The organism is Staphylococcus sp. Y174-1, from assembly GCF_049897865.1.
GTDB classification, from domain to species: Bacteria; Bacillota; Bacilli; order Staphylococcales; family Staphylococcaceae; genus Staphylococcus; species Staphylococcus saprophyticus.
Genome location: NZ_JAFCXB010000001.1, coordinates 545,294 through 564,445 on the forward strand (window position 1 = coordinate 545,294; position 19,152 = coordinate 564,445).

The 19,152-nt window shown below is 33.6% G+C and carries 18 protein-coding genes and 1 pseudogene; 1 reads left to right on the forward strand and 18 read right to left on the reverse strand.

Features of this window, described 5'->3' with window-relative positions; all coding sequences use genetic code 11:
• Nucleotides 1-185: 185 nt before the first annotated feature.
• From ACP7BT_RS02770 to ACP7BT_RS02800, 7 genes are all read right to left on the reverse strand, one after another.
• The gene (locus ACP7BT_RS02770; RefSeq protein WP_002483427.1) at nucleotides 186-482 is read right to left on the reverse strand and encodes a thiamine-binding protein; all 297 of its coding nucleotides are present in this window, start codon (nucleotides 480-482) and stop codon (nucleotides 186-188) included.
• Between the two features lie 216 nt (nucleotides 483-698).
• Nucleotides 699-1,082, reverse strand: a complete 384-nt coding sequence (locus ACP7BT_RS02775; protein ID WP_002483428.1) for an RrF2 family transcriptional regulator — start codon at nucleotides 1,080-1,082, stop codon at nucleotides 699-701.
• Nucleotides 1,083-1,153: 71 nt separating this feature from the next.
• Nucleotides 1,154-1,774 carry a poly-gamma-glutamate hydrolase family protein gene (locus ACP7BT_RS02780; protein WP_145437560.1) on the reverse strand — a complete coding sequence of 207 codons (621 nt, stop codon included), beginning with the start codon at nucleotides 1,772-1,774 and terminating at the stop codon, nucleotides 1,154-1,156.
• A gap of 80 nt (nucleotides 1,775-1,854) precedes the next feature.
• Nucleotides 1,855-2,481 carry a poly-gamma-glutamate hydrolase family protein gene (locus ACP7BT_RS02785; RefSeq protein ID WP_426303722.1) on the reverse strand — a complete coding sequence of 209 codons (627 nt, stop codon included), beginning with the start codon at nucleotides 2,479-2,481 and terminating at the stop codon, nucleotides 1,855-1,857.
• Nucleotides 2,482-2,641: 160 nt separating this feature from the next.
• Entirely contained in the window at nucleotides 2,642-3,508 is an 867-nt protein-coding gene (locus tag ACP7BT_RS02790; RefSeq protein WP_002483431.1) for a 2-oxoacid:ferredoxin oxidoreductase subunit beta, read from the reverse strand.
• Nucleotides 3,509-5,269 carry a 2-oxoacid:acceptor oxidoreductase subunit alpha gene (locus ACP7BT_RS02795; protein ID WP_426303723.1) on the reverse strand — a complete coding sequence of 587 codons (1,761 nt, stop codon included), beginning with the start codon at nucleotides 5,267-5,269 and terminating at the stop codon, nucleotides 3,509-3,511.
• Between the two features lie 115 nt (nucleotides 5,270-5,384).
• On the reverse strand, nucleotides 5,385-6,173 hold the full coding sequence (locus ACP7BT_RS02800) for a TIGR00282 family metallophosphoesterase (RefSeq protein WP_002483433.1): 789 nt from the start codon (nucleotides 6,171-6,173) through the stop codon (nucleotides 5,385-5,387).
• Nucleotides 6,174-6,335: 162 nt separating this feature from the next.
• Between ACP7BT_RS02800 and ACP7BT_RS02805 the strand changes: the two genes are divergently transcribed.
• The gene (locus ACP7BT_RS02805) at nucleotides 6,336-6,551 is read left to right on the forward strand and encodes a hypothetical protein (protein ID WP_002483434.1); all 216 of its coding nucleotides are present in this window, start codon (nucleotides 6,336-6,338) and stop codon (nucleotides 6,549-6,551) included.
• Nucleotides 6,552-6,832: 281 nt separating this feature from the next.
• On the opposite strand, the gene rny is transcribed toward ACP7BT_RS02805, so the two are convergent.
• The 11 genes and pseudogenes from rny to ACP7BT_RS02860 form a co-directional block, all read right to left on the reverse strand.
• A complete protein-coding gene (gene rny, locus ACP7BT_RS02810; RefSeq protein WP_037538515.1) occupies nucleotides 6,833-8,392 on the reverse strand; it encodes a ribonuclease Y in 1,560 nt (519 codons plus the stop codon).
• A 376-nt stretch (nucleotides 8,393-8,768) separates the two neighbouring features.
• A complete protein-coding gene (gene recA, locus ACP7BT_RS02815; RefSeq protein WP_002483436.1) occupies nucleotides 8,769-9,818 on the reverse strand; it encodes a recombinase RecA in 1,050 nt (349 codons plus the stop codon).
• Between the two features lie 175 nt (nucleotides 9,819-9,993).
• The gene (locus ACP7BT_RS02820; RefSeq protein ID WP_426303724.1) at nucleotides 9,994-11,136 is read right to left on the reverse strand and encodes a CinA family nicotinamide mononucleotide deamidase-related protein; all 1,143 of its coding nucleotides are present in this window, start codon (nucleotides 11,134-11,136) and stop codon (nucleotides 9,994-9,996) included.
• 228 nt (nucleotides 11,137-11,364) lie between these two features.
• Nucleotides 11,365-11,946, reverse strand: a complete 582-nt coding sequence (pgsA, locus tag ACP7BT_RS02825) for a CDP-diacylglycerol--glycerol-3-phosphate 3-phosphatidyltransferase (RefSeq protein WP_037538519.1) — start codon at nucleotides 11,944-11,946, stop codon at nucleotides 11,365-11,367.
• 50 nt (nucleotides 11,947-11,996) lie between these two features.
• Nucleotides 11,997-12,389: a helix-turn-helix domain-containing protein gene (locus ACP7BT_RS02830; RefSeq protein ID WP_002483439.1), complete on the reverse strand. Its 393-nt coding sequence runs from the start codon at nucleotides 12,387-12,389 to the stop codon at nucleotides 11,997-11,999.
• A 32-nt stretch (nucleotides 12,390-12,421) separates the two neighbouring features.
• Nucleotides 12,422-13,252, reverse strand: coding sequence for a DUF3388 domain-containing protein (locus ACP7BT_RS02835; protein WP_002483440.1), 831 nt, complete (start codon nucleotides 13,250-13,252; stop codon nucleotides 12,422-12,424).
• A gap of 341 nt (nucleotides 13,253-13,593) precedes the next feature.
• The gene (gene ymfI / locus ACP7BT_RS02840) at nucleotides 13,594-14,298 is read right to left on the reverse strand and encodes an elongation factor P 5-aminopentanone reductase (protein ID WP_041080463.1); all 705 of its coding nucleotides are present in this window, start codon (nucleotides 14,296-14,298) and stop codon (nucleotides 13,594-13,596) included.
• 2 nt (nucleotides 14,299-14,300) lie between these two features.
• The gene (yfmH, locus tag ACP7BT_RS02845) at nucleotides 14,301-15,593 is read right to left on the reverse strand and encodes an EF-P 5-aminopentanol modification-associated protein YfmH (RefSeq protein ID WP_069821938.1); all 1,293 of its coding nucleotides are present in this window, start codon (nucleotides 15,591-15,593) and stop codon (nucleotides 14,301-14,303) included.
• The gene (gene yfmF / locus ACP7BT_RS02850; protein ID WP_426303725.1) at nucleotides 15,593-16,882 is read right to left on the reverse strand and encodes an EF-P 5-aminopentanol modification-associated protein YfmF; all 1,290 of its coding nucleotides are present in this window, start codon (nucleotides 16,880-16,882) and stop codon (nucleotides 15,593-15,595) included. Before yfmF ends, yfmH begins: the two co-directional genes overlap by 1 nt.
• A gap of 10 nt (nucleotides 16,883-16,892) precedes the next feature.
• On the reverse strand, nucleotides 16,893-17,606 hold the full coding sequence (locus tag ACP7BT_RS02855; RefSeq protein ID WP_002483444.1) for a GntR family transcriptional regulator: 714 nt from the start codon (nucleotides 17,604-17,606) through the stop codon (nucleotides 16,893-16,895).
• 2 nt (nucleotides 17,607-17,608) lie between these two features.
• Nucleotides 17,609-19,072, reverse strand: a pseudogene (locus ACP7BT_RS02860) (DNA translocase FtsK); the annotation flags it as partial.
• Between the last annotated feature and the right edge of the window lie 80 nt (nucleotides 19,073-19,152).

Genomic DNA, 19,152 nt, shown 5'->3' on the forward strand with positions numbered 1-19,152 from the left:
TTACAAGTGCCAGAGCACTTGCATAAGTACCACTATCTCAATAAATTGAGAAGTATCAGCTTGGGTTTACAAGTGCCTTTGCACTTGCATAAGAACCACTAACTCAATAAATTGAGAAGTGGTTCTAAAAAAAAGTTTATTTATAAAATAAATCTGGCGCATACATAAATCTATATTTGAACTTTTTAAAGTTCATCATACTTTCCAGTCAGTGTCTCAATCGTTATCCCCTCAGGTACATGATAAAATTTAACCTGACTTATAATACTAGGAATTTCTAGTTCAACCATGCGATCATTTAATTTTTGAATTAATATTAAACATTCATTCATTTCACCTTGTACTGTTGTTTCTAATGGACCTACTCGGTACGTTAAACCTGCGTCATCTATTACTTTAATCGCTTCATCAACATATGGAATTACGTCTTCTCCGTTAGCAGTTTTAGGAATAATCTGAATACTCATTAATGTATCATTCATACTACGTCAACCCCTTAATTACTTTATTTACTTTATATTTTAGCAAATTAAACATAATACGCACAGTTATTCGCGTGTTACTTTATTCAAAAACAAAATGAAAACTAATGTACAACAATGCAATTATCATTTCATCATGTGTACTCATGATGTACAGCTTTATAATCATCCAATATCTAAATTACTCGTACAAAAAAACTAAAGAACCTCAATTATTTATATGAGATCCTTTAGCTTTTTTTGTTTCAAACTGCCTATGAGCGCTTGCTCCGCTTCAATCATTAACTTATTAATTGGACAACTATCACCATGATTAAAACTATCTTCAAACAAGCTTTGTTTACCATCAATTGTTGTAATCACTTCATAGATTGTTACATCTTGCCACTTTAAACTTAATTGGTATCCACCTTTAGCACCGCTACTCGCTGAAATAACACCAACTTTAACTAATCTTGTTAAAATTTTTGACAAGTAAGTTGTAGAAATACCTAATGCTTTAGCAAGATCTTGTACCGGAATTCGTTGAACATCACCATTATTTTTAATCATAAATAATAACGCGTGTAACGCATAATTGGTCGCTTTAGAATATTTCATTTATCATCATCTTCCTATTATAGACATCTTGAATCTATAATAGCTTAAGTGTCCATTATTTACAAGCGTTACTACACCTTTTGTATCGCTTGAACCATTGCACTTGTAAAGTTATCCATAAACTGACTCCAATTACTTTGGTCTTCTCGGCTATGTTTATTATATTTTTGATTTTTAAAGCACAATTTTCTTAATCCCGAAGTTAATTCTAGCTGTACACCTTCACCTGTGCTACAACAATTGATAATATTATCATCGTGTGCACCAGACATATGTTTAGGCGCTTGATCTACTTTAATATCTAATTGCTCAAATTGTTCTTTTAACGCACGAATCAAACTTTCATCTTTGCCGCCCATATATACAATGCTATCATCACCCACGCAGCCATGAATTGCTACTGCGTGTGTCTTATTTTTGACCATTTCCATCATATCCGGTTGGTCATAATGACGAGAGGTTACGTGTAACGCTTCATTTCCTTTTGATTTTGTTCCTTTAAAAGTAAAATAATCAAAATCACCCTTTTGTGCTGTTAAATCAGCAATTTCCGTTGTACCAGGTTCAATCGCTCCACCATGAATCGCCGAAATAATAACTTGGCTATCTAAGTCGCGACGAACCACTGACCAATCACTATTTTCAGTCGTATATTCAGCCAATTCAGTCATTGATTTATATTTATCTGCCATAAATAAACACCCTTCATAGTTTCTATTCAACCTATTCCCTAACTTAAGCACTATTATCTTAAGATTTTGTAAAGTCGTACCTAATCATTTAATATTTTTAAAGCATTGGCAATTGCAGTGGAAAATGAAAACATTAACTGCGACCAATTCTCTGGATTCTCTCTATCATGTAAATTATATTTATTATTTTTAAAACATTGTTTCCTTAATGCCACAGTTAGTTCTAATTGTACACCTGCGTCACGTTTACCCTTATTTACAAAATTCTCTGTTTGCATTCCAGCTATATGTGCTGGAGCCGGTTTGACCTTTATGCCTATTTTTTGTAATTGTTGTGTAATTTCATAGGATAATTCTAAATCTTTACCTCCAATATAAACTGCTACATCATCACCCATACAACCATGTAACGATACTACAACTTCATGTGTCGGTACTAATTCATTAAGTATGGGCTCATCAAAATGCTTTGATGTAACATGAAGTTCATGATTTTTATTTTTCCTGATTCCTTTAAATGTATAAAAACTATAACCACCAATTTCACTAATTAATTGTGCAATTTCTGATGTGCTACGTTCAATAGCACCACCATGAACAGCTGTTATTAAACTTTTTGCAACACGCTCGTTATATAAAATTTGCCAATCTTTATGTTCTTCAGTGTGATCAATCAGTTCTGACATTGACATAAATTGATCTATCATAATGAATGTCCTCTCTATCGTGTAATGAAAATATGTACTACAAATCATGCTTAATCAAACATATAAAAAAACTGTCACATGCTCAATACGACAATCAATGCGTGCATGATTATTTCGTTAATAATGTGACAGTTCATTAGCTTATTTAGTTAAAAATATTTTATACAAATTGTTTCGTTAATGCCTCAAATTGTTCTTCATCAATATGAATGTCTTGTTTAGCTAAAGGTGTACCGTTCATTTCTTCAATTTGTGATTCATATGAAGGTGTTTCAGTATCTTGATAAACAATACCTTTTATTAATGAATTATATTCTAACACTTTTTGAGTGGCTTTTTGCTTATCTTTAATATCAAAATCTTCAATATCATCGATATTTGTTAAATTTTCTTTAAACCAATCATACGTATTCACTTTGTTATATGTTACACATGGAGAAAATACATTCACAAATGAGAAGCCATCATGATTAATTGCGTCCTCAATCATTTTTGTTAGTCCTTTAATGTCACTTGAAAAACCTTGCGCTACAAATGTTGCACCTGATGAAAGTGCTAACTCTAAAGGTGCTACATTTTGTTCAATATTTCCTTTTGGTGTAGATTTAGTAATAAATCCTTGAGCTGAAGAAGGTGACGTTTGACCTTTAGTTAAGCCATAAATTTGATTATCCATAACAATGTAAGTCATATTCATATTTCTACGTAATGCATGAATCGTATGACCCATACCAATGGCATAACCATCTCCATCACCACCAGAAGCAATAACCGTTAAATCTTTATTAGCCATTTTTACACCTTGTGCCAATGGTAATGAACGGCCATGTATACCATGAACGCCATATGAATTTACGTATCCTGATAAACGTCCAGAACAACCAATCCCCGTAATAATCGCTACTTCTTCCGGTTCTAAACCAACATTGGCTGCTGCCTTTTGAATGGCTGCTTGTACTGAAAAATCTCCGCAACCAGGACACCAGTTAGGTTTTACATTATTTCTAAAATCTTTAAATGTCGCCATTTATACCAACTCCTTTATTTCTTTAGCTATCTCAAGTCCATTAGTTTCAATTTCATGTGGTAAAAATGGTGTGCCATCGTATTTCGTTTGATTTACTAATTTATCACCTAAATTTACGTTCATTTTTAATATATTGGCAAGTTGACCTTGATAATTATGTTCAACTACAACGACTTTTGAAGCTTTGTCGACTTCTTTTTGAATCGTTTCACTAGGGAATGGATGCAATTGTCTAATTTGTATGTGGTTAACCTTAATATTTTGTGATTCTAATCTTGATTTACCCTCTTGAATTGCACCTTTAGTTGAAATAAATCCTAAATATAGTATGTCTGCTGTTTCATGTTGTACATCAGCTTCTACTGGATTTTGTATTAATAGGTTTTCTGTTTTACGCATACGTTTATCCATTTGCTGTTGTCTATTATCTGCAGCTTCACTCGTTTTTCCTTCTTCATTATGTTCAACACCTGTAACATGATGAATGCCGCCTTTTACCCCAGGAATAGGTCTTGGGGAAACACCACTTTCTGTTAATGCATAACGTTTAAAGTAAGTTTTGTCATTTTCTTCACGTTCTATATCGGATTGGATCATGTCACCACGATTGATTTCTATTTTATTATAGTTTAATTGTTCAACCGTTTGTTTACCTAATGAAAGTTGTAAATCACTTAATACTATGACTGGACATTGATATTGTTCAGCCAAATTAAAAGCTTCCATAGTTAAATAAAATGCATCTTCTGCATCAGTAGGCGCGACTACAATTTTAGGAATATCACCATGTGTACCGTAAATCATTTGCATTAAGTCTGATTGCTCTTGTTTCGTTGGCAATCCTGTTGAAGGGCCACCACGCTGTGTATTTATAACTACAAAAGGCGTTTCTGTCATACCTGATAAACCAATCGCTTCCATCATTAGCGATAGTCCTGGTCCCGCACTAGCAGTAAATGCACGTACACCTGCATAGTTTGAACCGATTGCCATGTTTGCTGCAGCAATCTCATCTTCAGTTTGTACAACTGTTCCGCCCACTTTTGGAAGATTTTCAATCATATATTCCATAATTTCTGAAGCTGGTGTTATTGGATAAGCCGCCATAAATCTTGATCCTGCTGATAACGCACCTAAACCAATGGCATCGTTACCAATCATATATAGATGTGGCTTTCCATCCGTTTTATCTAAGATAAAATCAGCATCAACGTTATTTAACTGTTCATTCATTAAACGATAACCTTCATTTAACGCCTCTATATTCAATTCTACAACCTTGTCACCTTTTTTAGTAAACATGTTTGTAATTAATGTTTCAAAATCTGAAATATCGAGGTCCATAACAGCACAAGTGGCACCAATCGCTACCATATTTTTCATCAATGCAGTACCTAATTCTTTAGCAGTTGCAGTAAATGGTAGGTCTATCAATTGAGCACGACAGTTGTCTGGTTTCTCTGGCTTTGCTTTACTATCTGCAATAATTACGCTGTCTTCACGCATTTCATGATGGTTTACTTCGATTGTTTCTTGATCAAATGCAATTAAGATATCTAAATCATCACTAATTGCATGCACTGGTGTCGTGGATACGCGTATTTTATTATTCGTGTGTCCGCCCATGATTCTACTTGAAAAATGACGATATCCATATAAGTAGTATCCTTTACGGTTCATAGCAGTAGCAAAGATTTCCCCAGTAGATTCAATACCTTCGCCTTGTTGACCGCCCACTTTCCATGATACTTGTGATTTCATATCATCTTGCCTCCTAGTGGTTATAATAATTCATTATTCATCATACCAAAATAAACCACCCTATTACTATGTACAGAGTGGTACTTTTTTTAAATTCATACTAATGGACGATATTTTAAAAAGGATGATCGTCATTGATTAATACACGTTCAATGTGTGTTGTTCTTCCTTCTTTATTGATATCTATAATCACGCCCGATAATACACTGCGACCTTCATCTGGCACAACATGTCTTTGTGGCAAACTTGTAATAAAACGCGTAATCACCTCATGTCTATTTATACCTAATATACCATCATAAAAACCTGTCATACCAACATCCGTAATATAACCTGTCCCTCCTGGTAATATACGTTCATCCGAAGTTTGTATATGTGTGTGCGTGCCCACAACAGCACTTGCTCTACCATCAAGATACCAACCCATAGCATTTTTTTCAGATGTCGTTTCAGCGTGAAAATCTACGAATATATAATCCGTTTCTTTTTTTGCTTCGTTTATAAGCTCATCTGCCTTTTTAAAAGGATCATCAATATCTTGCATAAAAGCACGACCTTGCAAGTTGATGATAGCTAGCTTAATTTCATTTATTTGAATAAATCGCATACCTACGCCTGGCGCTTCTTCTGGAAAGTTAGCCGGTCTTACCATACGATTTGCTGAATCTATAAAATCATAAATTTGACGCTGACCATATGTGTGGTTACCCATCGTCATAAAATCTACGCCTTCTCTTAATAAATCTTTGTATATTTTTTCTGTCAGGCCTTTACCATGTGCCGCATTTTCAGCATTCACAATTGTAACTGTAGGACGATATGTCTGCTTCAGTCTTGATAAATATGTTGTAATGGCCTCGCGCCCTACTTTTCCTACAATATCCCCAATAAATAATAATCTCATTTACGTGTTCATCCTCTCTTAGTGTTAGTTTAATTCAATTTATTTACAATGAAAAGGTGCTGATGAAAATTTATTAAATTAGCTAAGTTTTAATTATAAAAATAGTGGTATAGATTATAGTAGTTAAGAGCTAATCCAAAATATAGGAGTTGGAAGTAATACATGTCAATTAATATCGATCCACAACATTTTGCTGACTTAGTTGTTACAGCAAATCCATCAAAAAGTGAAGATGCAGAAGACATAGCTAAAGAAAGTTTGGAGCTATATATCAATGCATACCGTTTAGCTGAAAGGTATGCCAATATCTCTACAAACTGTTATGATACTGCAGAAATAATTAAAGAAGTACAACAGGCAGATTTAGAGCTCACTTAAATTTTAACATGTTAATTACAATGAACTTGAATTATTGAATCCATATACATCATTGAGCGTATCGATAAACTGTATAAAAGTATGACATATACTACATTATCTTAATGAGTTGTTACCAATACTTTCCATTGCAGTTATTTTTAACCTCAATGTGAAACATCCGCGACATAAATAAATTGTCGCGGATGTTCTTTTATTCTAAAATATTAAAAAAAACAAACTAAACGAAATATCGTTTAGTTTGTTTAAATTTCAAAAATTAATCGTTTAATAATTAACTTTTATTTTGCATATTCAATTGCTCTAGTCTCACGAACAACTGTCACTTTTATATGACCTGGATATTGAAGTTCATCTTCAATTTGGCTTTTAATATCTCTTGCTAAGCGATGTGATTTTAAGTCGTCGATAGTATCTGGTGATACAATAACTCGAATTTCTCTACCTGCTTGGATTGCGAATGCTTTCTCAACACCTTCATAACTTTCAGATAGTGTTTCTAATCTTTCCAATCTTCTAATATAATTTTCTAAAGTCTCTTTACGAGCACCCGGTCTCGCAGCTGAAAGTGCATCTGCTGCAGCAACCAAGATAGAAATAATTGAAGTTGGTTCAACATCACCATGATGGGAATGTATTGCATTAATGACTGTTTCATTTTCAGCGTATTTTTTCGCTAATTCTACACCGATTTCAACATGGCTACCTTCTACTTCGTGATCAATAGCTTTACCAACATCATGAAGTAAGCCAGCACGTTTAGCTAATGTAATATCCTCACCTAATTCTGCTGCTAAGATACCACTTAAGTGAGCAACTTCGATAGAATGTTTCAATACATTTTGTCCATAGCTAGTACGATACTGTAAACGACCTAAGATCTTAACAAGATCTGGATGCATGTTATGTACATTTATTTCAAATGTAGCTTGTTCCCCTGCATCTCTAATAATGTCGTCTACTTCTTTTCGAGCTTTGTCTACCATATCTTCAATTCGTCCAGGATGGATTCGACCATCCGAAACAAGATTTACTAATGCAGTTCTTGCAATTTCACGTCTAATTGGGTCAAAACCAGAAAGAATTACGGCTTCTGGTGTATCATCTATAATTAAGTCAATACCAGTTAACGTTTCTAACGTTCTGATATTTCTACCTTCTCTACCAATGATTCGACCTTTCATTTCGTCATTCGGTAAATTAACAACAGAAACTGTAGATTCAGAAGTATGCTCTGCAGCTAACCTTTGAACAGTAGTTGCTAATAGTTCTTTTGCATTTTTATCGACTGCTTCTTTTGCTTCTCTCTCTTTTTCCTTAACAAGTATTGCAATATCTTGTGACAATTCATCTTCAACTCTTTGAAGTTGCTCTTGTGCAGCTTCTGCTTGAGTGAGACCAGAGATGCGTTCTAATTCTTGTTCATGCTTATTTATTAATGTTTGAACACTACTCTCTTTTGCATCTACTTGTTGTTGTCGTTCTTCAAGTTTAGACTCTTTTTGCTCTAAAATCTCATCTTTTTTATCTAATAGATCAGATTTTCGCTCTAAGTTTTCTTCTTTTTGTAGAAGTCTTGCTTCCTGCTTTTGAAGATCACCACGTCTTTCACGAAGTTCAATTTCACTTTGCTCTTTTATGATTTGATTTTCTTCTTTAGCTTCTAGGAGCTTTTCCTTCTTAATATTCTCTGCTTCTTTATTACCTTGTTCGATAATATCTTCGGCAGTTTGTCTTGCTTGTAATTGCTTTTGATGCAACAAATTTCGGGCAACAATATACCCTACAACAACTCCGAGAATAATACCTAGCAAAATGAGTAGGAGGCCTAATAAATTCACACAAACACCCCCTTTTTATCTAGGATTTTGCTCTGTATATCAAATTTCAATATGATTAAATATGATTATATGAAGTTCTAAAAGAATCATACAATGTAATTGTACGGTTTACAGCTAAGAAGTGTCAAGGTTTCCATACACATTAATATAATATTTGAAGCGTTCCTTTTACACAATATTTACTTTACCGATTGCGCTTACTTAACTCACAGCACATTTGAAATGAAAAATATTTTCATATAATATTTTTATATTCTTATTCATATACAAAAAATAAGCTTAGACACGCTTGAATGTCTAAGCTTATTATTATGTTATTAGTAATAAATAACTCAAATTATATTTTATAACGCTCTACTGATAACCAGAACTTTAGTTATTCTTCCTCATCAAAAAGTGTAGCAGGACTTTCAGCTTCTTTTTCTTCAACGTCACCGTCAAAGATACCTAATTTTTCCCGTAATTTTTGATCAATTTCTTCTCGAATAGCAGGGTTTTCTTTGAGGTATAATTTCACATTTTCTTTACCTTGTCCCATACGTTCACCATTGTATGAATACCAAGCCCCTGATTTATTTACAATTTCATGTTCAGCACCTAGGTCAATTAATTCTCCTTCTTTAGAGATACCTTTACCATACATAATATCAACTTCTGCAACTCTAAATGGTGGTGCTACTTTATTCTTAACGACTTTAATTTTTGTTCTATTACCAACAATTTCTTGACCTTGTTTCAATTGTTCCGCACGGCGCACTTCTAAACGAACAGAGCTATAGAATTTCAAAGCACGTCCACCTGGTGTAACTTCAGGATTACCGAACATCACACCAACTTTTTCACGGATTTGGTTGATAAATACTGCTGTTGTATTTGATTTTGAAATTGCACCGGAAAGCTTTCTCAAAGCTTGGGACATAAGACGTGCTTGCAAACCAACGTGCGTATCTCCCATTTCACCTTCAATTTCAGCTTTAGGTGTAAGCGCAGCAACTGAATCGACCACAACGATATCAACAGCGCCACTTCTAACAAATGCTTCGGCAATTTCTAAACCTTGTTCCCCATGATCAGGTTGAGATAAATATAAATTTTGTATGTCTACGCCTAAAGCTTCTGCGTAAACAGGATCTAATGCATGCTCAGCATCTATGAACGCTGCAACACCGCCATTTTTTTGTACTTCAGCGATAGCATGTAACGCTACAGTTGTTTTACCAGAACTTTCTGGACCATAAATTTCTACGATTCTTCCTTTAGGGTAACCACCTACACCTAAAGCATTATCTAATGTTACAGAACCACTTGATACACTCGAAACTTTGCGCGCTTTGTTGTCGCCTAATTTCATAACAGCACCTTTACCAAATGATTTCTCCATATTTTTAATTACCGTATCTAAAGCTTTTTGACGATCGTTATCCAATGCTGGACCTCCTAAATGAGATTTATCTCTCGAAAAAATATCTTATATTCACTATACCTTGATTCAGATAATTTCGCAAGTATTTTGCGAATATTTGTTCGCTAATATTTGAATTCAATAATGCTAAAATAGAACACACGTGCTATTTTTCGCATTTTCTGTATACTGTTCGTATTTATTTAAACCAATTTAGTAATCTAATCAACACATAATTTTGAGTTCTGCTTTTAATTAAATGTCTTCTTTGTGTCATTTTAAATGATTGTACAGCTAATTCATCATTTTCTAAAATACCTAAATATACCGTATCATGTTGATGTATCACTGAAATACCTATTTCCGTGTTAAACATGTCTTTGACAATCTGAGCAGATACTGAAAGTTGAGATGTTATTATATCACGTTCATCTATAAATTGCGTGTGGTGAGATAACATACCTTGAAGTAACTGATTATTATCAAAATTTTTCATCCGAGAAAATAATATACCATCTGTCACCCCATCATAAATGGCAAATGTTTTTGTCATATTATTCATAAATGCTTGTTCTATAACAATATCATCAGAACCATAATAATATTTACCGATACGTTCTAAAATTTCTTCTTTAAGCGGCGCTATTAACGTTTCACATACTTGTTTTGTCTCACCACTTGCTGTCAATCTTACATTGACTTCGTGAGACCCAGCTAATGGTGCTATCGTAGGGTTCGTTTGTTGATCGATTAAATCCATTAATTCTGTTTCGACCTTTGATTCTCCTATACCCGCAAAGCGAAGTAATTCTGAAAATATTGTATTTTCACCATTTATAAAATAAGGTAATAACGCCTCTTTAGCCATCGGTTTCATTTCTTTTGGTGGACCTGGTAACAAAGCAATTTGCTTTCCATGTTGTTGGACAAGCATTCCTGGGGCCATACCGACCTTATTATCCAAGACATGCGCACCTTCAATGACTAACGCTTGTTGACGGTTATTTGGCGTCATTTCGACGTTTTGTTCATTAAAATATTGTTCGATGTAGTCGAGTGCATTTTGATCGATAACTAAATCTCGATTTAATACTTTCGCAACTGTATGCTTAGTTAAATCATCTTTTGTAGGGCCCAAGCCTCCAGTTAATATAACGGTATCATAATTTTCTAATGCTTTATTAATTACTCTCTCTAATCTTTGTGGGTTATCACCAATCACTGTATGTTCAACCACATTATGGCCAGCACTATTAAATAATTTTGATAAGTATTGACCATTAGTATTAGCGATTTGTCCTAATAATAATTCTGATCCTACCGCAATAATAGATATATTCAAAACGTTTCCTCCTGAGACATTTACATTTTTGTAAATAATTTATTCCTTATAGCTTCTAATTAACAATATATTTCTACTTCCCTATATTATAAAATGAAAAACCATAAATAACGAAAGATTCGTTCATGTAAAAGCGCTTCTATACGACTTGTTTATAAAATTAAAAAAATCGAAGCATGTCCAAATTATCTACATGCCCCGATTTATAGCGTTATGATGTTAATGTGTTTATGATTTTGCCTTAAACACATCTCTACCTTTATAAAAATATTCAATTCCTGATAGGATAGTGAAAAATACACCGATATATAGTAATACCTGTCCTAATTCAAAACCAATCCAGCTAGACAATGGATCGCCTAAAAGAATCCAAACAAGGGCAACCATAGTAACAGCAGTTTTTATTTTACCTAACTGACCTGCAGCACTAACAAAACCTTGTTCTATTTGTAATAAGCGTAATCCCGTAACAGCAAATTCTCGAGCAATAATAATAATTGCAACTACAGAATTGGTTAAATCTACTTGTACGAGCGCAATCAAAGCACTTGATACTAGTAATTTATCTGCTAATGGATCTAAAAATTTACCCATGTTTGTTACAAGTTCCCATTTACGCGCTAAGTAACCATCTACAAAGTCACTTAATGATGCGACGATAAAAATAATGCCACTAATTAATAATTCTATTCTAATTTCATTACCACCGATAAATGAAATTTTACCAAATCCAAAATCCGCTAGAGCAAACAATAGGAAGATTGGAATGAGTATAACTCTAAATACAGTTATCCAATTCGGTATATTCATACAAAGTCCTCTTTTCTATTTATAACTTATGACGTACTTGGACTTACAGATTAAAAAATTAATACTGAAAAAATCCATAAAAGTGCTGTAATAATAACAAATATACTTATTACAACGGCCACTTGCAATGGTTCTTTATTTTTAGTTCGATAAGTCGGTTTATCTTCTTTTGAAAAAGCAGTTATTGTATTTTGAAGCGATTCATCATTACTAGGAATTTCTTCTCTATGCGCCTCAATTAACTGTACTGAGTCGATATTCACTGCTTTTGCATATTTCCTAATAAAACCTTCTGCATAATTTACATTTTTCAACGATTCAAAATCATTATTCTCAATCAGTGTAAGTGTTTCTCTTTTTATTTGGGTACGCGTTTCAAGTTCGTTTAGTGTCATACCTAAACGTTCTCGACGTCCTTTTAAAGTTTGACCAACTAAATTCAAAATGTTAGTCCTCCTCAATAACTATTCATATTTTATTCAAAAAATCCAAATCCGCCACCAAACGTATCATCACCAAAATCTAAGTTATTTTTACTTTTAACTGTTTTCTTTTTCATTTCTTCATATTGAATTTCTTGATTTTTATTTTCTCGTAATTCGATGATATAGTCAAAATCACTCATTTCATAATCACTCGTTTCAACGAACAAGTCAGGATGTTCGACTACTTTTATTGCTGGTAAACTCATAACTTCTTTAACTAATTCTTGATGTTTTTGACTAGACTCTCTCGCTGTGACTGCACCGTCGATAATATAAACATGATCAGAATCATATTCTCCTTTAATTAAAGAGCTACGAACAGTCTGTTTAATTAACGTTGAACTGATAAATAACCATCTCTTGTGCGCACACACACTACCTGCAACGATTGATTCAGTTTTACCTACTCTCGGCATACCTCTAATACCAATTAATTTATGGCCTTTCTCTTTAAATAATTCTGCCATAAAATCAACAAGTAAACCTAAATCATCTCTTTCAAAACGAAACGTTTTTTTATCATCTGCATCTTGTTCTATGTATCTTCCATGTCTCACAGCTAAACGATCACGTAACTCTGGTTTACGCAATTTTGTTATAGATATATCATCTATTTCTGTTACGATATTTTCAAATCTATGCACTTTATCTAGACTATCTGACTTTATTAATAGCCCTCTACGACCTTCATCAATACCATTGATAGTCACAATACTAATTCCCATCAAACCTAATAAACTAGAAACATCTCCTAAAAGGCCAGCTCGGTTCATTGTTATCTCATATTCTAAATACCATTCTTTTTTAGTTGCTACTGTCATGAAATAAACACCCCTTTGTTTATAAACCATATGTTGTCTTTTATGATAAACAGCAAATGATACACTTTAAATAAACATTATTTTATAAATTATATCATTGACGTTTTGTTTTATTAGCTGAGCATAAATATAAGAATCATCCTATTAGATCATATGAACAACTAACGACTAGGATGAACTACAAACGTGCTACTTCACTTTAGCTATAGCAATCCTTTCATCAGTCATCTAAGTTAAATAGTAATACAAAACTTTTTAGAAAATTACTTCCTCATACTTACTGACATTATATCATTGAATGTTTCAAAGTTGTTTTATTTTCTATAGTTTACTTAAATTATTTACAAGTACCAAGCGCCATTCACTTTTTGAATTGTTCCGGTGATACTTTTCGCAAAAGGATGACATAGATAACTACATGTGTGAGCAATTTCAGTCGGATCTATCAATCTTTGTTGTGGCAAGTCTTCAGTAATTACTGCCAATTCCGCTTCACTCCAAACTCGAGCCATATTACCACTTACCAAACCGGGTGCAATAGCGTTCACCGTTACTGAAGTCATTGCAAGTTCTTGACTCAATGCTTTTACAAAAGCAATTTGGGCACCTTTCATTGCAGAATAAACTGATTCCATACTTGCACCTGTTTCACCCCAAATAGATGAAATAACAACAATCCTACCACTCTGACTTTGTCTTAGTTGATCAACAAAATACCTACAAACACGTATGAATTGTTTTACGTGAATTTGATAAGCTAAATCAATCATTTCGTCAGTCATATCTTGTATTTGTCCATATAATGCAGTGCCACTCGCATAAATAAGGCAATCCAAATTAGTAATAAAATCAAAGTAATCCGCAAAATCGATGTCCTGCATTAAATCTATTTGTATGAATTGTACAGGCTGACTTTTATATTGCGACTGCAGTGTATCAACATTAGCCTGATTATACTGAATGATAACTTCATAACCGTCAGACAATAGACGATCAACGATAGCTGTACCTATACTACCAGAACCACCCATCACTAATGCCTTCATTTTTATTTCATCTCCAAACGACTATCAACAACTTGCTCTAGATTCAAGCACATTTTTGAAGTTTCGTTTACACTCTCTAAAGTGATGCTTTCAACAATTTCCAATAAATCGAATAAACTTACGCCTTCAAAATATAATTTCGTATATTGGTTCGCTATGTATTCCGGAGCATTTAACCCTGAAATAAATTCACCTATGAATTGTTTTTTTAGTAAACTAAATGCTTCTTCATCATTCAGTTGTCCTTGGTTGTTTTCAATTTCTGTTAAAAGTAACGCTTTTAATTTATCAGGATACTGTGTTGCGCTCGTAATTACTGAGAAACTATATGTCGGTTCTAATACAAATTGATATCCAAATGTCTCATCAATTAGATCTTCGTTAAGTAAAGATTGATAAAAATCTGTTTCTTCACCAAATAACATTTCATAGAAAAGTGTCATCTCTAAATCTCTCTTTACAAAAGATGCGTCGGGTTCATCAACTAACGGATTGTTTTTAAAGCCTAACATCAATCGAGGTGATTGCAATTTCATAGTTTCAGTCACTTTGGATTCATTTACAGTTGCTTTTTCTATCAATGGATCTCTAACTATTTGCGGTTGTGCTTCTTTATCGCGTTGATTTTCATGCGTTGCCACGACATCATAAATATTTGCTACATCTACATCGCCGACAACAAAGAGTACCATATTCGATGGATGATAAAATGTCTCATAACATAAATAAAGATCATCTTTAGTAATCTCATAAATACTCTCTACACTGCCTGCAATATCCACACGAATAGGATGTGTATCATACATAGCTTTCAATGTATTAAACATTAATTTGTAACCAGGCTGTTCTTGGTACATTTTAATTTCTTCAGCTATGATGCCTTTTTCTTTATCTACTGTTTCTTTAGTGAAATAAGGTGACTCAACCATTGTTAATAAGCGTTTAATATTACGCTCCACATGATCTGTTGCACTAAATAGATAACTTGTACGATCAAAACTAGTGAATGCATTGACTTGTGCATTATCTTCAGCAAATGCCGTAAATAAATCTTCACTCTCATCATCGTTTTCAAACAATTTATGTTCTAAGAAATGCGCTACACCATCTGGAACAGTGACAAAAGTATCACTACCATGTGGCTTAAATTTATTATCTAACGAGCCGAACTTTGTAGTATACGTCACAAATGTTTTTTGGAACCCTTTTTTGGGGATAATAAATAATTTCAATCCATTATTTAATTCTGCTTCAAATACACGTTCATCTATTTGTTCATAATAATTTTCTCGCATTAGTCATTACCTTCTTTTGTCAGAATATAAATGGTATCAAGCACAACCGCTTGCGCTAATTGTTGCACATCTGATTTTGTAACACTTTGGATACCTTCAAAATAACTTTCTTCTGACATAGGCTCATCTAATAAGATATTGTTGTTTAAAATTTCTATCATACTTTTTGGTCTGTCATGTGATTCTTGTCTCTGCGAAAGAATTACTTTTTTAGCTAATGCTAGCTTATCTTCTTCAAATTGACCGTTTTGGAACTTTTCAAATTCTTTGATAATTGTATCTTTTGCAACTTCATATTTATCTATGGATACACCACTCAGTACAAACATGAAGCCATTTTTTGCATCAATTTGTGAATGAATTGAATATGCCAAACTTTGTTTTTCACGGACTTCATTAAATAATACAGATGAAGGGTCACCACCGAACATTACATTAAATACAACCATTGTAAAATACGCTGCGTCGCCATATTTTGCAGGCATTCTAAAGCCCATATTCAACTTAGCTTGATCTACATCGTCCACTTCAACAATTTCTTGTGGTAATGTATGTGCTTGTTTCATAGGTGCGTCTTGCGTTAATTCAAAGTGGAAAGGTTTGATATCGAAATAAGTTTTCAATTGCGTTTTAACTTGTGCTTCATCTACGTTACCAACGACGTAAACTGCACAATAATCATTTTGTAGCATAGATTGATATATATCGTATAAAGTTTCTGGCGTTACACTTTTTATGTATTCTATTTGACCTGTAGCCAAATGTCTATAAGGATGTTCTCCAAACATATGTTTTAATAAATTTAAAAATGAAATCTGCGATTTGTTATCAACCATCGCTTCTAGTTTTTTACCTAATAAAGATTTTTCTTGTGACACAAAAACCTCATCAAATTGTTGATCAGTCACTAACGGGTTCCAAATAATTTCTTTTAACAATGCCACACCTTTTTCAAATAATGGTGTTTGGTCTTTCAAATAACGTTCATTAATTAACTCTAATGAAATGCTTATAACATGCTTATCTTTAAATTTTGAAACAAAACTATTCACATAGGCGCCATATAAATGTGATAAATGTCTATTGAATGCTTTATCTGTAGGCCATTGTTTGGTTGCTCGAACTAATACTTTGCTTAGAATCGAACGCGCAGTCATGGTGTCACTTTCTAAGGGAGCCATAAATTTCAACGTTATTGTGGTCGTTTTAAATTTTGTAGTTGGCATTACTTTAATATGTATGTCATTCTGAGTATTTTTGTTCTTCAAATTGTCATGCCTCACTTTCATAAATTTCTTATTATAAACTATTTTTAACCGTTTTAAATTTTACTAAACTACTTTTGAAATAATTAAAAGAATAAAGTATTGGTTGGTCATCTTTATCATAATGGACTAATTTCAATAACATAAGCCCTTCATGTGGTGATGCACCTAAGATGTCTGAAATGTGCGGCTCATAACTGATGGCCTCCATTTCAGTATCAGCATATGCCACTTTTTTTCCCGCATGTGCTTCGATAGCACCTAGTAACGATTCATCGCTATTTTGATATTGTGCGCATGTTAAGTCACTCGCAGGCACTTTATCTAAACAATATACTACGGGTTTCTTATTTGCCGTTCTGACACGTTCTATAATTGTAACGTTTGCCTTATCTGCAATATTTAATCGTTTTGAATCTAATGAGGTCGCTGGTTTTTCATCAAAACTAATATATTCTGTCCCAGCACTATAACCCTGATCTTCAATCATTCTACTTATACTTACAACTTCTCCTAAAGGATAATAGAATGGGTGCAGTGATTTAACACGTGCACCTTCTTCTAAATTATTTGATAAAACTTGTTCAGTGATTAATTCATCTACTGCATCATAGACATCATCTGTCTTTACATTTAATGTTCTAGCTATTGCTAAATTACTTGGTAATGGTTCACCATGTTGTAATTTGCCATCTTTGATTTGTTGTATCATCCACTCTTTAACTTTATAAACAGAAGTCAGTTCCATTTTTACACCTCATCACTATCTAAATCCACTAATATTTGTCTAGGTTTACTTCCTTTTTGTGGTCCAATAACTTGATTTCGTTCTAAATCGTCCATTAATCTGGAAGCGCGATTATAACCAATTCTAAATTGTCTTTGTAATAAAGAAGTACTCGCTTTTTGTTGTTCAATGACAAATAAATATGCTTCATCATAAAGCGCATCTTCACTCTTCATTTCTGATTTTTCTACTGGTGCGTCTGGTTCCATTTCTTTAACATAATTCGCTTTTTGCTGTTCTACTACATAATTAACAATGTCTTGCACTTCTTGATCGCTTAAAAATGCACCCTGCACACGCGTTCTTGTAGAACCACCATTTGCAACATATAGCATGTCACCTTTTCCTAATAGCTTGTCTGCGCCACCGCTATCAATAATCGTTCTAGAATCCGTTTGTGAACTAACAGCAAAAGCAATTCTACTTGGAATGTTATTTTTGATTAAACCAGTAATCACATCCACAGAAGGGCGTTGTGTTGCAATGATTAAATGAATGCCTGCTGCACGAGCCATTTGAGTAATTCTTTGAATTGCATTTTCTACTTCTTTACCAGCAACCATCATTAAATCAGCTAATTCATCCACAATAACCACGATATAAGGTAGTTCAGCTTGTTTTTCATCTAGCTCAAGATTTTGTCTTCTAATCGCTTCGTTGTAACCTTCTATATTTCTTGTAGATGAATGTTGGAATAAATCATAACGACGCTCCATTTCGGCCACAACTTTTTCTAAAGCTTGAGATGCCTTATGAGGATTTGTAACTACCGGTATCAATAAATGGGGAATCCCATTATATACATTCAATTCTACCATTTTCGGATCAATTAACATAAGTTTTACTTCATGCGGCTTTGCATTAAGTAAAATACTAGTGATAATACCATTGATACATACGGATTTACCACTACCTGTAGATCCAGCAACAAGTAAATGAGGCATTTTATTTAATTCAACTGTTATAGGATCACCTGAGATATCTCTTCCTAATCCTACTTCTAATTTATTTTTTGCAGGGAACTTCTCATCTAATACTTCTTTAAGTGATACTAGTGAAATTTTGTCATTTGGTACTTCAATACCCACTGCAGAACGTCCTGGAATAGGTGCTTCAATACGAATATCCTTAGCTGCAAGTGCAAGTGCGATATCATTGTGCAAGTTTACAATTTTACTTACTTTAACACCTTGTGCAGGTTGAATTTCATATTGTGTTACCGCAGGACCGATTTTTATTTGTGTCACTCTAGCATCTACACCAAAATTTTTAAGTGTTGTTTCTAGCAGTTGCCCCTTTTTCTGAACTTCTGCTTTTGAAGTTGCTTTTTGTTTCGCTGGTTGCTTAAGTAATGAGAGTGGTGGAATCGTGTATGCCTCGTTTTCCACTTCTCCAGCTTCTGAAATCGAGTTAACCGCATCGCTTTGACTATCTTCAGTTTCTTCAGTAGCATCCATAGATTGATCTAATGAAGCCAAATCCGCATCATTTGTATCATGCTCTGTAT

Coding starts and splice junctions, on each gene's coding strand:
- ACP7BT_RS02770 (WP_002483427.1), bottom strand. CDS start 482: ATGAATGATACATTAATGAGTATTCAGATTATTCCTAAAACTGCTAAC.
- ACP7BT_RS02775 (WP_002483428.1), bottom strand. CDS start 1,082: ATGAAATATTCTAAAGCGACCAATTATGCGTTACACGCGTTATTATTT.
- ACP7BT_RS02780 (WP_145437560.1), bottom strand. CDS start 1,774: ATGGCAGATAAATATAAATCAATGACTGAATTGGCTGAATATACGACT.
- ACP7BT_RS02785 (WP_426303722.1), bottom strand. CDS start 2,481: ATGATAGATCAATTTATGTCAATGTCAGAACTGATTGATCACACTGAA.
- ACP7BT_RS02790 (WP_002483431.1), bottom strand. CDS start 3,508: ATGGCGACATTTAAAGATTTTAGAAATAATGTAAAACCTAACTGGTGT.
- ACP7BT_RS02795 (WP_426303723.1), bottom strand. CDS start 5,269: ATGAAATCACAAGTATCATGGAAAGTGGGCGGTCAACAAGGCGAAGGT.
- ACP7BT_RS02800 (WP_002483433.1), bottom strand. CDS start 6,173: ATGAGATTATTATTTATTGGGGATATTGTAGGAAAAGTAGGGCGCGAG.
- ACP7BT_RS02805 (WP_002483434.1), top strand. CDS start 6,336: ATGTCAATTAATATCGATCCACAACATTTTGCTGACTTAGTTGTTACA.
- pgsA (WP_037538519.1), bottom strand. CDS start 11,946: ATGAATATACCGAATTGGATAACTGTATTTAGAGTTATACTCATTCCA.
- ACP7BT_RS02835 (WP_002483440.1), bottom strand. CDS start 13,252: ATGACAGTAGCAACTAAAAAAGAATGGTATTTAGAATATGAGATAACA.
- ymfI (WP_041080463.1), bottom strand. CDS start 14,298: ATGAAGGCATTAGTGATGGGTGGTTCTGGTAGTATAGGTACAGCTATC.
- yfmH (WP_069821938.1), bottom strand. CDS start 15,593: ATGCGAGAAAATTATTATGAACAAATAGATGAACGTGTATTTGAAGCA.
- yfmF (WP_426303725.1), bottom strand. CDS start 16,882: ATGAAAGTGAGGCATGACAATTTGAAGAACAAAAATACTCAGAATGAC.
- ACP7BT_RS02855 (WP_002483444.1), bottom strand. CDS start 17,606: ATGGAACTGACTTCTGTTTATAAAGTTAAAGAGTGGATGATACAACAA.